11 protein-coding genes are annotated in these 12,504 nt (G+C 61.2%); 2 read left to right on the forward strand and 9 right to left on the reverse strand.

Annotation, left to right across the window (positions count from 1 at the left end; all coding sequences use genetic code 11):
* Positions 1 to 34: 34 nt before the first annotated feature.
* The 5 genes from QRN46_RS22425 to hutC all read right to left on the reverse strand — a co-directional run bounded on the left by QRN46_RS22425 (position 35) and on the right by hutC (position 6,001).
* Positions 35 to 1,003 carry an ABC transporter substrate-binding protein gene (locus QRN46_RS22425; RefSeq protein ID WP_285357282.1) on the reverse strand — a complete coding sequence of 323 codons (969 nt, stop codon included), beginning with the start codon at positions 1,001 to 1,003 and terminating at the stop codon, positions 35 to 37.
* A 70-nt stretch (positions 1,004 to 1,073) separates the two neighbouring features.
* On the reverse strand, positions 1,074 to 2,546 hold the full coding sequence (locus QRN46_RS22430; protein ID WP_011332045.1) for a purine-cytosine permease family protein: 1,473 nt from the start codon (positions 2,544 to 2,546) through the stop codon (positions 1,074 to 1,076).
* Between the two features lie 74 nt (positions 2,547 to 2,620).
* On the reverse strand, positions 2,621 to 4,303 hold the full coding sequence (hutU, locus tag QRN46_RS22435; RefSeq protein ID WP_011332044.1) for a urocanate hydratase: 1,683 nt from the start codon (positions 4,301 to 4,303) through the stop codon (positions 2,621 to 2,623).
* Between the two features lie 421 nt (positions 4,304 to 4,724).
* The gene (locus tag QRN46_RS22440) at positions 4,725 to 5,294 is read right to left on the reverse strand and encodes a HutD/Ves family protein (RefSeq protein WP_011332043.1); all 570 of its coding nucleotides are present in this window, start codon (positions 5,292 to 5,294) and stop codon (positions 4,725 to 4,727) included.
* Positions 5,291 to 6,001: a histidine utilization transcriptional repressor HutC gene (gene hutC / locus QRN46_RS22445; RefSeq protein WP_170928949.1), complete on the reverse strand. Its 711-nt coding sequence runs from the start codon at positions 5,999 to 6,001 to the stop codon at positions 5,291 to 5,293. Before hutC ends, QRN46_RS22440 begins: the two co-directional genes overlap by 4 nt.
* A 146-nt stretch (positions 6,002 to 6,147) precedes the next feature.
* Here hutC and QRN46_RS22450 point away from each other — a divergent pair, with 146 nt between their 5' ends.
* Entirely contained in the window at positions 6,148 to 7,512 is a 1,365-nt protein-coding gene (locus tag QRN46_RS22450) for a formimidoylglutamate deiminase (protein ID WP_011332041.1), read from the forward strand.
* 137 nt (positions 7,513 to 7,649) lie between these two features.
* Here the strand turns inward: QRN46_RS22450 and QRN46_RS22455 are convergent, their stop codons facing one another.
* Positions 7,650 to 8,219, reverse strand: a complete 570-nt coding sequence (locus QRN46_RS22455) for a lipocalin family protein (RefSeq protein ID WP_108559160.1) — start codon at positions 8,217 to 8,219, stop codon at positions 7,650 to 7,652.
* Between the two features lie 31 nt (positions 8,220 to 8,250).
* Positions 8,251 to 8,505 (reverse strand): hypothetical protein, encoded by a 255-nt coding sequence (locus QRN46_RS22460; protein ID WP_007952486.1) that lies wholly within the window; start codon positions 8,503 to 8,505, stop codon positions 8,251 to 8,253.
* A 282-nt stretch (positions 8,506 to 8,787) separates the two neighbouring features.
* Between QRN46_RS22460 and QRN46_RS22465 the strand changes: the two genes are divergently transcribed.
* Positions 8,788 to 10,680 carry a methyl-accepting chemotaxis protein gene (locus tag QRN46_RS22465; RefSeq protein WP_201817876.1) on the forward strand — a complete coding sequence of 631 codons (1,893 nt, stop codon included), beginning with the start codon at positions 8,788 to 8,790 and terminating at the stop codon, positions 10,678 to 10,680.
* 203 nt (positions 10,681 to 10,883) lie between these two features.
* On the opposite strand, the gene QRN46_RS22470 is transcribed toward QRN46_RS22465, so the two are convergent.
* Both QRN46_RS22470 and QRN46_RS22475 read right to left on the reverse strand, forming a co-directional pair.
* Entirely contained in the window at positions 10,884 to 11,486 is a 603-nt protein-coding gene (locus tag QRN46_RS22470; RefSeq protein ID WP_221615526.1) for a DUF924 family protein, read from the reverse strand.
* Positions 11,487 to 11,489: 3 nt separating this feature from the next.
* Entirely contained in the window at positions 11,490 to 12,500 is a 1,011-nt protein-coding gene (locus QRN46_RS22475) for a class 1 fructose-bisphosphatase (RefSeq protein WP_007952492.1), read from the reverse strand.
* Positions 12,501 to 12,504: the final 4 nt, after the last annotated feature.

Raw genomic sequence — 12,504 nt, forward strand, 5'->3', positions numbered from 1 at the left:
GGCCAGCCTCTCGGTTGGCCGGGAGGAATTCGACCTACAGCGCCGCGTCGATTTTCTTGGCAGCGTCTTCACTCACCCACGCGTGCCAGACTTCAGGATGTTCCTTGAGGAAGATTTTCGCCAGTTTTGGCGACTCGATACGTTCCTTCGCCATGCGGCCCAGGTTCTGGTTCAGCAGGTCGATCGGCAGGTTGACCTTTTCCAGCACGGCCACCAGTTCCGGCGCTTGCTCGTGGAAGGTCTTGGAGAGGCCGACCTTGATGGTCACGGTCTTGTCGACGCCCGGTTTCTCTTCCAGTTTCACCGCGTCGATCTGGCCCATCAGCGGGGTTGGCGACCAGTAGTAGAACAGGATCGGCTCGCCACGCTTGTAGCTCGACAGCACAGCCGCATCCAGCGCTGGACCTGTGCCCGGACGGAAGTTGGTGTAGCTGTTTTCCAGACCGTAGCTTTTCAGCATTTCGCTGTTGTCCAGCTCGCAGGTCCAGCCGGCCGGGCAGTTGTAGAAGCGGCCCTTGGAAGGTTCTTCGGCGTCCTTGAAGATGGCCGAGTATTTGCCCAGATCAGCGATGTTTTTAAGGTCCGGTGCCTTGGCTTCGATCTTGCGCTTGGCGTCGCCTTCGATCACGTAGCGCGGCACGTACCAGCCTTCGATCGCACCCACCACCGGGGCGCCGACACCGACGACCTTGCCGGCCTTCTCGGCCTTGTTCCAGACCTCGCTGCGGCCGACCCATTCTTCGGCGAAGATCTGGATGTCGTTGCTGCTCAGGGCGTTCTCCATGGTGATGGAGTTGCCCGGCAGGCTGTCGGTCTTGCAGTCGTAACCTTTTTCCAGCACCACTTGCAGAACGTCGGTCAGCAGCATGCCGCTTTCCCAGTTCAGGCCGGCGAATTTCACCGGTTTGCCGGACTCGCACCAGCCGGCGGCCTGGGTCGCGCCGGCGCTGGCCAGCAGGCCCATGGAAAGCAAGGTGGTCAGCAGGGTCTTGTTCGATTTCATTGTTGTGACGCTCCTAATCATGAATTGGCTTACGGCAGTCAAGAGGCATCCAGCCCTGTCCACGTCCAAATCAGGCCTGCGCCGCAGCGCGACCGGCCCCGCTTGTTTTAGGTTGTACAACGCTGTCCTGCTCGACGGGCAGAATCAGTCGATCGGGTACGGTGCCGTGCCATTTTTTCGCGCAGACGTAGTACAGCGCTGCGGGCAGCACGAGACCGATGATCCAGGAAATATCCACATCCCCCAGGGCCGCTACCAATGGACCGGTATAGAACTTGGTGGAGATGAACGGCAGTTGCACCAGCACCCCGAACACATAAACGCTGATACCGAGAAGGTTCCAGCGGCCGTAGCGACCGTTCGGATCCGCCAGCGCTGGTACGTCATAGCGCTCGCGAGTGATGCAGTAGTAGTCCACCAGGTTGATCGCGCTCCACGGCGTGAAGAACGCCAGCAGGAACAGGATGAAGGACTTGAACGCACCGAGGAACGAATGCTGGCCGAGCAGCGCGATCAGGGTCGCCGCGCCGACGATCCCCAGCACGAACACCAGACGCTGCATGCGGGTGACCGTCAGGTGGCCACGGAAGCCGCTGATGATGGTCGCGATGCACATGAAGCTGCCGTAGGAGTTCAGGGTGGAGATGGTGACCTTGCCGAACGCGATGCTGAAATACAGCAGCGCGGCGGTGGCACCGGTTCCGCCCAGACCCACGATGTAAGCGACTTCATGACCGGCGAATTGCCCGTTGGCCGAAGCGGCCGCGAACACACCGAGGATCATCGCCACCTGCGCACCGATCACCGAACCGGCACCGGCGGCGAAGAAAGTTTTCACCGAAGACACCTTGCTCGGCAGGTAACGCGAGTAGTCCGCCACGTACGGGCCGAAAGCGATCTGCCAAGAGGCCGCAAGCGACACCGCCAGCAGGAAACTGCTCCAGCTGAAATGGCGGATTTGCAGAAGTGCACCGACGTCCACCTGACTCATCAGACGGCTGAACAGGTACACGAAAGCGATCACACCAATGACACTGGCGATGCGGCCGATCCAGTGGATCACCCGATAGCCGAGCACCGTGACCACCACGATGACGCTGGCGAAAAGCAGGATGCCGACGGTGTCGCTGACCCCGAACAACTGGCCCAGCGCCTGACCGGACAGCACCGTTCCGGTGGCGGTGAAGCCCAGATACATCAGGCACACCAGCACGATCGGAATCGCCGCGCCGTAGACGCCGAACTGCACCCGGCTGGAAATCATCTGCGGCAGGCCAAGCTTCGGCCCTTGCGCCGCATGCAACGCCATCACCCCGCCGCCCAGCAGTTGACCGATCAGCAGACCGATCAACGACCAGAACACATCGCCGCCCAGCACCACGGCCAGGGCCCCGGTGACAATCGCGGTGATTTGCAGGTTGGCACCCATCCACAGGGTGAACTGACTGAACAGACGACCGTGTCTTTCCGCTTCCGGGATGTAGTCGATCGAACGCCTTTCGATCAACGGTTTACTGCCTGCACGATCGGTGTTGCCCGCCATGATTCAACCTCTGTGGATTGTTCTGGTTATTGTTGTGGCCCTGCGGGAGCGAGGGTGCCCGCTCCCGCAGATGTTCACTTGCCGGTGATCATCGGCAGGTTCAGCCCTTGTTCCTTGGCGCAGTCGATGGCGATCTGGTAACCGGCATCGGCGTGACGCATGACACCGGTGCCCGGGTCGTTGTGCAGCACGCGAGCGATACGCTCGGCCGCTTCGTCGGTACCGTCGCAGACAATCACCATGCCCGAGTGCTGGGAGAAGCCCATGCCGACGCCGCCGCCGTGGTGCAGAGACACCCAGGTCGCACCGCTCGCGGTGTTCAGCAGGGCATTCAGCAGCGGCCAGTCGGAGACTGCGTCGGAGCCGTCCTGCATGGATTCGGTTTCACGGTTCGGGCTGGATACGGAGCCGGAGTCGAGGTGGTCGCGACCGATCACGATCGGAGCCGACAGCTCGCCGCTGCGGACCATTTCGTTGAACGCCAGACCGAGCTTGGCGCGCAGGCCCAGGCCGACCCAGCAGATACGCGCCGGCAGACCCTGGAAGCTGATGCGCTCGCGGGCCATGTCCAGCCAGTTGTGCAGGTGGGCGTCGTCCGGGATCAGTTCTTTGACTTTGGCGTCGGTCTTGTAGATGTCCTGCGGATCACCCGACAGTGCAGCCCAGCGGAACGGGCCGATGCCACGGCAGAACAGCGGACGGATGTAGGCCGGTACGAAGCCCGGGAAATCGAATGCGTTTTCGACGCCTTCTTCCTGAGCCATCTGACGGATGTTGTTGCCGTAGTCGAAGGTCGGCACGCCCATCTTCTGGAAGTCGAGCATGGCTTTGACGTGCACGGCCATCGATTGCTTGGCGGCCTTGACCACAGCGGCTGGCTCGGTCTTGGCGCGGGCGCGGTATTCGTCCCAGGTCCAGCCGGCCGGCAGATAACCGTTGAGCGGGTCATGGGCGCTGGTCTGGTCGGTGACCATGTCCGGGCGCACGCCGCGCTTGACCAGCTCCGGGAGGATTTCAGCGGCGTTGCCGCACAGGGCGATGGAAACCGCCTTGCCTTCGGAGGTGTATTTGGCGATGCGGGCCAGCGCGTCGTCAAGGTCCTTGGCCTGCTCGTCGACGTAGCGGGTCTTGAGGCGGAAATCGATGCTGATCTGCTGGCATTCGATGTTCAGCGAGCAGGCACCGGCGAGGGTCGCGGCCAGTGGCTGGGCGCCGCCCATGCCGCCGAGGCCGGCGGTCAGTACCCATTTGCCGGTGAGGTTGTCGTTGTAGTGCTGGCGACCGGCTTCAACGAAGGTTTCGTAGGTGCCCTGGACGATGCCCTGGCTGCCGATGTAGATCCAGCTGCCGGCGGTCATCTGGCCGTACATGGCCAGGCCTTTGGCGTCGAGTTCGTTGAAGTGTTCCCAGGTCGCCCAGTGCGGCACCAGGTTGGAGTTGGCGATCAGTACGCGCGGGGCGTTGCTGTGGGTCTTGAACACGCCGACCGGCTTGCCCGATTGCACCAGCAGGGTTTCGTCTTCGTTGAGGTTGGTCAGGCTCTCGACGATCTTGTCGTAGCACTCCCAGTTACGCGCCGCGCGGCCGATGCCACCATAGACCACCAGCTCTTTCGGGTTCTCGGCGACTTCCGGGTCGAGGTTGTTCATCAGCATGCGCAGCGGCGCTTCGGTCAGCCAGCTCTTGGCGGTCAGCTTGTTACCGCGGGCGGCACGGATCTCAACATTACGAAACTTAGTAGGCTTATTGTCAGTCACGAAAAAGACTCCTCAGCGATCAATTCAAACCAACCCTGGCAGTGGGCAAGCAGCCTGTGCGCCTCAGTGCGCGACAAGCGAATCAGTGGACGCTGCGGAGAGTCTCGTTCGACTCATACGCATACGTCTTTACTTGTACATACAAGCATATGCAATCAAGCGGCCAACTTGTTGGAGGGCTGTTCAATAAAAATTCCGAACAGGGCTGCAGAGCGCCTGAATCAAGGGCTCTGGCGTTCATGAAATTTTCCGTGGGGTGAATTGAGGGTGGCGAGAGGTTGTTACGGAAGCGCGGTTTTGCGCCACGCTGGGGCGTTCGGTAACAAGTTGGTGCGCATTTCGGGAACGTCGGGACGAAAAAAAACCGCTGCTTTCAAAGCAGCGGTTTTTGATCGTTTCCCACGCAGAGCGTGTGAAGGAATCAGTGCGGGGACAGTTCGATCACGCAGCAGCCGGCATTGACGGCGATCTCGGTCAGCCCGGTGTTACCGTCCAGTTGCAGACAGTCATGGCGGCCGAGTTGCGATGCACTGTCACCGACCGTGACCTCCAGCAGTTCGCTGACGCTGAAGACCAGCACGGTGCTCGCCGAACTGAAAAACCGCTGGTCGCCGTCCAGCCATTGCAGGCGCGCACGGTAACGCTGGGGCGAGTAGATCAGGTTGAAATCGCGGATCGCGCCGCCGAGCAAGGTGCAGGACACCTGGCTTTCGCCGCTGAAGGCAAACGGGTCGAGGGGTAACAGTGGCCGGGTATCGTCGCCGTCGACACACAGGGTCATGCCGTCGCCCTGCAACACCGTGATCACCCGCTGGTAACCGGCGAAGGTCGAAAAACCGCCGGATTCGGCGATGTCGGCAATCGACAGACGCCAGCCAAAACCGTCGAGGCCGGCGCCGGCGTCACGGGTGATTTCCTCGGTGCTGCCGCCGCCGTTTTTCCACGGCATGCGCGGGTAGCCCTCAGCGCGTAAAACCTTCACTTCACTCATTTATGAAACCGACCTTCCAGACGATGACGGGAACCGGGGTGGATCAGGCGCGCCGCCGTCACCGGCTGACGACCCGACCAGGTACGACGACGGATCAAAAGGCAAGGCTCGCCTTTTTCGATCTGCAGCAATTTGCATTCGGACGCTTCGGCAAGGATCGCTTCGACCACGTGCTCGCCTTCGGTCAGCGGCGCGACCTGGTTCAGATAGGCGTAAGGCGTTTGCAGGGTGAAGTCCTGCTTGAGGTATTCCGGGGCGACCAGCGCATTGACGAAACGGTCTTCGATTTGCACCGGAACATCGTTTTCGTAGTGCACGATCAGCGAGTGAAAGACCTTCTGCCCTTCGCGCATGTCCAGCGCCAGCGCGCGCTCGGAACCGGCAGCCTCTTCTTCCAGGGTGATCACCTGGCAAGTGTGGCGATGGCCACGGGAGGCGATTTCGTCGGCGATGTTGTGCACTTCGAACAGCGCGGACTGGCTCTTCGGCTCAGCAACGAAAGTGCCGACGCCTTGCATACGCACCAGCAGACCGTCGGCGGTCATTTCCCGCAACGCGCGGTTGATGGTCATGCGGCTGAAACCCAGCTGGCTGACCAGCTCGCTTTCCGACGGCACGCGGTAATGCGGCGGCCAGTTACCGCTGTCGATCTGCTGGGTGATCATCTGTTTGACGCGGGCGTACAAGGGCGCCGGACTGTCGCCCATGTTCGCGGCCAACGGGGAGACTGGAGGCGGAGTCGGCACGGTGGATCCCTGTTCATTGGATGAAAGTTGCTAGCTTGCCGGAGTTTACCGGGCAGGCAAACGTCTGTATATGTATATACAAATAACACACGATGGGGTGCTGAACCATGTCCGCCTTCTTTGCCGAACGCGCGCTGCTGCCTAACGGATGGGCCAACAATGTACGTCTCGAGGTCAGCGCCGATGGCGTGTTGACCCGAATCCAGGCCGATTCCACTGCAGACGGCGCCGAACGGCTGAGCGGTCCGCTGCTGCCGGGGATGCCGAATCTGCACTCCCACGCGTTCCAGCGAGCGATGGCGGGACTGGCGGAAGTGGCCGGCAATCCCAACGACAGTTTCTGGACCTGGCGCGATCTGATGTATCGGCTCGTCGGAAAAATCAGCCCCGATCAGCTCGGTGTGATTGCCCGTCAGCTGTACATCGAAATGCTCAAGGCCGGTTATACCTCGGTCGCCGAATTCCATTACGTCCACCACGATAACAACGGCCAGCCTTACGCCGACCCGGCGGAACTGGCATTGCGCATCAGCCAGGCGGCCAGTTCCGTCGGCATCGGTCTGACCTTGCTGCCCGTGCTCTACAGCCACAGCGGTTTCGGTGGCCAGACGCCGAACGAAGGCCAGCGCCGTTTCATCAACAGCACCGAAAACTACCTGAAGCTGCAATCGCGCCTGCAACCGCTGCTGGCACAGCAAAAGGCGCAGTCGCTGGGCCTGTGCTTTCACTCGTTGCGCGCGGTCACGCCACAGCAGATCAGCGAAGTACTGGCGGCCAGCGACCAGCAATGCCCGGTGCACATCCACATCGCCGAGCAGCAGAAGGAAGTCGACGACTGCCTGAGCTGGAGCGGTCGCCGTCCGCTGCAATGGTTGTACGAAAACACCGAGGTCGATCAGCGCTGGTGCCTGGTGCACGCGACCCACGCCAATCCGGAAGAAGTCACGCTGATGGCCAAGAGTCGCGCCATCGCCGGCCTGTGCCTGACCACAGAGGCCAACCTCGGCGACGGGATTTTCCCGGCGGTGGATTTCCTCGCTCAGGGCGGGCGGATGGGCATCGGCTCCGACAGCCATGTGTCGTTGAGTGTGGTGGAAGAACTGCGCTGGCTGGAATACGGCCAGCGTCTGCGCGATCAGCGGCGCAATCGCTTGTATGGCGCGGATCAGCCGATGGTCGGCCGTACGCTGTATGACGCGGCACTGGACGGTGGCGCTCAGGCACTGGGCCAGCCGATCGGTGCGCTGGAAGTCGGCAAGCGTGCCGACTGGATCGTACTCGATGGCAACGATCCGTATCTGGCCACGGCCAGCGGTGACGGGATTCTCAATCGCTGGCTGTTTGCCGGTGGCGACCGTCAGGTGCGCGATGTGCTGGTCAACGGTCAGTGGGTCGTGCGCGAGGGGCGACATGCCGGGGAGGAGGACAGCAATCGCGCCTTTACCCAGGTCCTGCGAGAGCTTTTGGGCTGACACAAACTTCTGTTACTGATCGTTCCCACGCTCTGCGTGGGAATGCAGCCCGGAACGCTCCGCGTCCCAAAAGCAGACGCAGAGCGTCCATTGAGGCATTCCCACGCGGAGCGTGGGAACGATCAGAACAGGAGAAGTCAGTTGGACGTCTTGGCCATTTGTTGATCCGACGTACGCCAGATCAGGCGCGTGGTGTCATAACCCTGCTGACGCGCCTTGCTCAACAGCTCCTCACGCACCACACCGTTGACGGTCGGCGTGCGGGACAACAGCCACAGGTAGCGACGACTCGGGTCACCGACGAGGGCGGTCTTGTAGTCATCGCTGACGTACAGCACCCAGTATTGACCCTTCGCCACACCCGGAATCAGGCGCGAGAACCAGGTATCGAATTCGACCCACAGCTTGTCGGTCTTGCCCGGCACCTGTGGATAAGCCGTGCCTTTGACTTCTTCCCACGTCCAGTCCGCCGTCAGGCAGCGGTTGTACACCGCCACATTGCCGTCGGGCTTGAGCGAGTAACGGGCTTCGGACTGCGCGCAATTGCGCTGGAAGTACATCGGCAGACGCGCCAGTTCGTACCAGGTGCCCTGGTAACGCTTGAGATTGACACTGTTGACCGTCTTCGGCGCCAGCGGATCTTCACCGGACGTGGCGCAGCCGACCAATACCAGGCCGGCCAAAAGGACAAGCAATAACCGCTTCATTGTTTTTCTCCCGTGGGCGCGAAGCCCCGGTTTACTTCAGGCCTTGGCCGGAAAACATCAGCACTTTGTCACCGGCGTACTGCACGCTGATAAAGCTGTTCTTGTCGCCCCAGGTGCAACTGGACATGCCGAGCGCGCCCGAGCAATCGGTGGGCTTGCCAAGCAGCGTCTCCACTTCGGCCTTGGCCATGCCGGCCGAGAGCTTCGAATAGTTTTCCTGATTGACCTTGCTGCATGCGGCCAACAGCACGCAAAACGACAGAAGGGCGATAGATCGCAGCGACATGGTGTAACTCCTGGAACGGAAGGGGGATGGCATGGCGCCAACCAGAAGCTTAGAAGAGAAAACCCCTGTCTGGTTCCCTGGGAGGCTGGCTATTTGTTAACCCGCTCGTCCGGCTTTTGCCGGTAAATCAGACAGTTTGTAAGGCTATCGAGCATTTCGTCGCTTTTAGCAAAAGGCGCCTAATCTTTGGCGCGTGGCGGTCGAAATAACAGCAGCGCAAAGCCCCAGAGTGTGGCAAATTGCCGCCCTTTCTTGACCAGCCCCTTCGCGGTAGCTCTCTTAATGACCAGAAACATGAAATTCAGCCACAAGATCTTGTTGGCTGCCGCCCTCGTGGTGGCCGTTGCATTCGCCTGTTTCATTTTGTTCAACGACTATCGCCAGCGCGAAGCCCTGCAAAGTAGCACCGAAGCATCGATGCAGGAACTGGGCAGCCTGACCACCAGCAACATCCAGACCTGGCTGGAAAGCCGCATCCAGTTGCTGCAATCGATGGCGCAGCAGGTTGTCGCCGACGGCAACGCCCCGGCCAGCCTGAAACGCATCATCGACCTGCCCGCCTACACCGGCAATTTCCAGCTCAGCTACTTCGGCGGCGCCGACGGCGTGATGTTCTCGGTCCCGGCCGGCAACCGCGCACCGGATTACGACCCGCGCGCCCGTGGCTGGTACAAGGCCGCCAACGCTGCGCAACAGACCATCGTCACCGAACCGTACATCGCCGCCTCGTCGGGCAAACTGGTGATCACCGTCGCCACGCCGGTACAGCGCCAGGGCCAGATGATTGGTGTGGCCGGTGCCGACATTGATCTGTCCAGCGTCAGCGCAATCATCAACTCACTGAACTTCGGCGGCCACGGCCATGCGTTCATCGTCAGCGCCGACGGCAAGATCCTGATCCACCCGGACAGCAAGCTGGTACTCAAGACCCTGGCCGAGGCCTATCCCAACGGCGCGCCGAACGTCAGCCCGGGCCTGAAAGAAGTCGAGTTCGACGGCAAGACCCAACTGATCTCCTTCACCCGCGTCAACGGCGTGCCGTCGGCCGACTGGTACGTGGCGCTGGTGCTGGACAAGGACACCGCGTTCTCGATGCTCAGCGAGTTCCGCACCTCGGCGCTGATCGCGATGGTCATCGCCGTGGTGATCATCATCGCCCTGCTCGGCATGCTGATCCGCGTGCTGATGCAGCCGCTGCTGACCATGGGCCGCGCCATGCACGACATCGCCGAAGGCGAAGGTGACCTGACCAAACGCCTGACCATCCACGGCCACGATGAATTCGGTGCGCTGGGGCTGTCGTTCAACCGTTTCGTCGAGCGCATCCACACCTCGATCCGCGAAGTCTCCTCGGCCACCGGGCAAGTCAACGAAGTCGCGCTGCGCGTGGTCGCGGCGTCGAACTCGTCGATGTTCAACTCCGACCAGCAGGCCTCGCGCACCAATAGCGTGGCCGCCGCGATCAACCAGCTCGGCGCTGCCGCCCAGGAAATCGCCCAGAACGCCGCCCTCGCCTCGCAACACTCAAGCGATGCGCGCAGCCTGGCCGAAGACGGCCAGCAGGTGGTGGACAAGACTATCCACGCGATGCAGCAACTGTCGGCGAAGATCAGCGACTCCTGCGGCAACATCGAAACCCTGAACAGCAACACCGTGAACATCGGGCAGATTCTGGAAGTGATCACCAGCATCTCCCAGCAGACCAACCTGCTGGCGCTCAACGCCGCCATCGAAGCGGCCCGTGCCGGTGAAGCCGGTCGTGGTTTCGCCGTGGTGGCCGACGAAGTCCGCAACCTGGCACACCGCACCCAGGATTCGGCGCAGCAAGTGCAGAAGATGATTGAAGAGCTGCAAGTCGGCGCGCGTCAGGCGGTCGGCATCATGACCGAGAGCCAGCGTGAGAGCGAAAGCAGCGTCGGCATCGCCAACCAGGCCGGCGAACGTCTGGGCAGCGTGACCCAGCGCATCGGCGAGATCGACGGCATGAACCAGTCGGTGGCGACCGCGACGGAAGAGCAGACGGCGGTGGTCGAGTCGATCAACGTGGATATCAACGAGATCAATACGCTGAACCAGGAAGGCGTGGAGAACTTGCAGGCGACGTTGCGGGCTTGTGCGGATCTGGAGCAGCAGGCTGCGCGACTCAAGCAGTTGGTGGGTAGTTTCAGAATCTGAAGATCAAGAGCAACCCCCTCACCCCAACCCTCTCCCCCAAGGGGGCGAGGGGGAAAGGGAGCCGATCTCCATGCCTTTCAAATCCGGAGTTCGACTCTGGACCTTCAGGTCGATGTATCACGACCAAACACCTCGGTCAGTCCCCTCTCCCTCTGGGAGAGGGTTAGGGTGAGGGCCGCTTTTTGAGGTTGCCGAAAATCGCCCTAAAACCGCGAACCCGGCTCTTTCAAAAACTCCAATTCCTCAACCGTAGACTCCCGCCCCAACACCGCATTGCGATGCGGAAACCGTCCAAACCGCGCAATCACCTTCTGATGCCGCTCGGCATAATCCAGGTTGTCGGCAAACACCCCGCGCTCCGCCTCCGGCTGTTCAGCCACCAGCTTGATGAATCGCGAGACCGCTTCATTCTGCACCGCGAGGTTTTCGCAGTGTTCGAAGACGAGGTAGATGAAGAGGCGCTGGATCGGCTTCAACTGCCGATCGAAGTCTGCAGCAATCCCCTGAGCGACCAGTTTCTGGGCCCGTAGATCACCGGAAAAAGCCTTGGGCGTATCGCGAAAGATCATTCGCGGGAGTTGGTCGAGCAACAGCACCAGCGCCAGCCAGCCTTCGGGACGTTGCGTCCACTCGGTCAATTCGCCAGCGAGGGCCTGATCGACAAAGACCCCGAAACGCTCACGCGCTTCGAGATCCTGGCTGTCTTTCTTGCCGAACCACAACCCGCCCTGTTGCGCCGTCACTTCAGTAGCCGATTCGGCATGACCGAACCACCAATCGAGCAACGGCTGCCAGGGCGCGGTCATGGTTTATTCCTTGTGGTACGCCGTGGCGCGGGCGACTTCTTCTTTCGAGCCGAGGAACACCGCTACGCGCTGGTGCAGGCCTTCAGGCTTGATATCGAGAATGCGCTGGTGACCGTCGGTGGAAGCGCCGCCTGCCTGTTCCACCAGGAACGACATCGGGTTGGCTTCGTACATCAGGCGCAGTTTGCCCGGTTTGGACGGCTCGCGACTGTCGCGCGGGTACATGAACAGACCGCCACGGGTCAGGATGCGGTGCACGTCGGCAACCATCGCCGCGACCCAGCGCATGTTGTAGTTCTTTTTCAGCGGGCCTTCTTCACCGGCCAGCAGTTCCGAAACGTAGCGCTGTACCGGAGCTTCCCAGTGACGCTGGTTGGACATGTTGATGGCGAATTCCTGGGTGGATTCAGGAATGGTGATGTCTTCGTGGGTCAGGACGAAGCTGCCCATTTCGCGGTCCAGGGTGAAGCCTTTGACGCCGTGGCCCAGGGTCAGCACCAGCATGGTCTGCGGGCCATAGATGGCATAACCGGCGGCAACTTGCTGAGTGCCCGGCTGCAGGAAGGCCTTTTCATCCAGGGCTTCGTTCTGGCTCAGGTATTCGTTCGGGCAACGCAGCACGGAGAAGATGGTGCCGACCGGCGCGTTGATGTCGATGTTCGACGAACCGTCCAGCGGGTCGAATACCAGCAGGTAGGCGCCTTTCGGGTATTTGCCCGGGATCTGGTAGGCGTTGTCCATTTCTTCGGACGCCATGCCGGCCAGGTGACCGCCCCATTCGTTGGCTTCGAGCAGGATTTCGTTCGACAGCACGTCGAGCTTCTTCTGCACTTCGCCTTGCACGTTTTCCGTGCCCATGCTGCCCAGAACACCGCCCAGGGCGCCTTTGGACACGGCGTGGCTGATTTCTTTACAGGCGCGCGCCACCACTTCGATCAGGAAACGCAGATCGGCAGGAGTGTTGTTGCTGCGGGTCTGCTCAATCAAATAGCGACTCAGGGTAACGCGGGACATGGAC

The organism is Pseudomonas sp. lyk4-R2A-10, assembly GCF_030209075.1.
Classification (GTDB): domain Bacteria; phylum Pseudomonadota; class Gammaproteobacteria; order Pseudomonadales; family Pseudomonadaceae; genus Aquipseudomonas; species Aquipseudomonas glycinae.

Bases quoted from the DNA above. Each gene is read 5' to 3' on its own strand.
- QRN46_RS22450 (WP_011332041.1), top strand. From the start codon at position 6,148: ATGTCCGCCTTCTTTGCCGAACGCGCGCTGCTGCCTAACGGATGGGCC.
- QRN46_RS22440 (WP_011332043.1), bottom strand. From the start codon at position 5,294: ATGAGTGAAGTGAAGGTTTTACGCGCTGAGGGCTACCCGCGCATGCCG.
- QRN46_RS22460 (WP_007952486.1), bottom strand. From the start codon at position 8,505: ATGTCGCTGCGATCTATCGCCCTTCTGTCGTTTTGCGTGCTGTTGGCC.
- hutC (WP_170928949.1), bottom strand. From the start codon at position 6,001: ATGGGCGACAGTCCGGCGCCCTTGTACGCCCGCGTCAAACAGATGATC.
- QRN46_RS22470 (WP_221615526.1), bottom strand. From the start codon at position 11,486: ATGACCGCGCCCTGGCAGCCGTTGCTCGATTGGTGGTTCGGTCATGCC.
- QRN46_RS22475 (WP_007952492.1), bottom strand. From the start codon at position 12,500: ATGTCCCGCGTTACCCTGAGTCGCTATTTGATTGAGCAGACCCGCAGC.
- QRN46_RS22430 (WP_011332045.1), bottom strand. From the start codon at position 2,546: ATGGCGGGCAACACCGATCGTGCAGGCAGTAAACCGTTGATCGAAAGG.
- QRN46_RS22455 (WP_108559160.1), bottom strand. From the start codon at position 8,219: ATGAAGCGGTTATTGCTTGTCCTTTTGGCCGGCCTGGTATTGGTCGGC.
- QRN46_RS22465 (WP_201817876.1), top strand. From the start codon at position 8,788: ATGACCAGAAACATGAAATTCAGCCACAAGATCTTGTTGGCTGCCGCC.
- QRN46_RS22425 (WP_285357282.1), bottom strand. From the start codon at position 1,003: ATGAAATCGAACAAGACCCTGCTGACCACCTTGCTTTCCATGGGCCTG.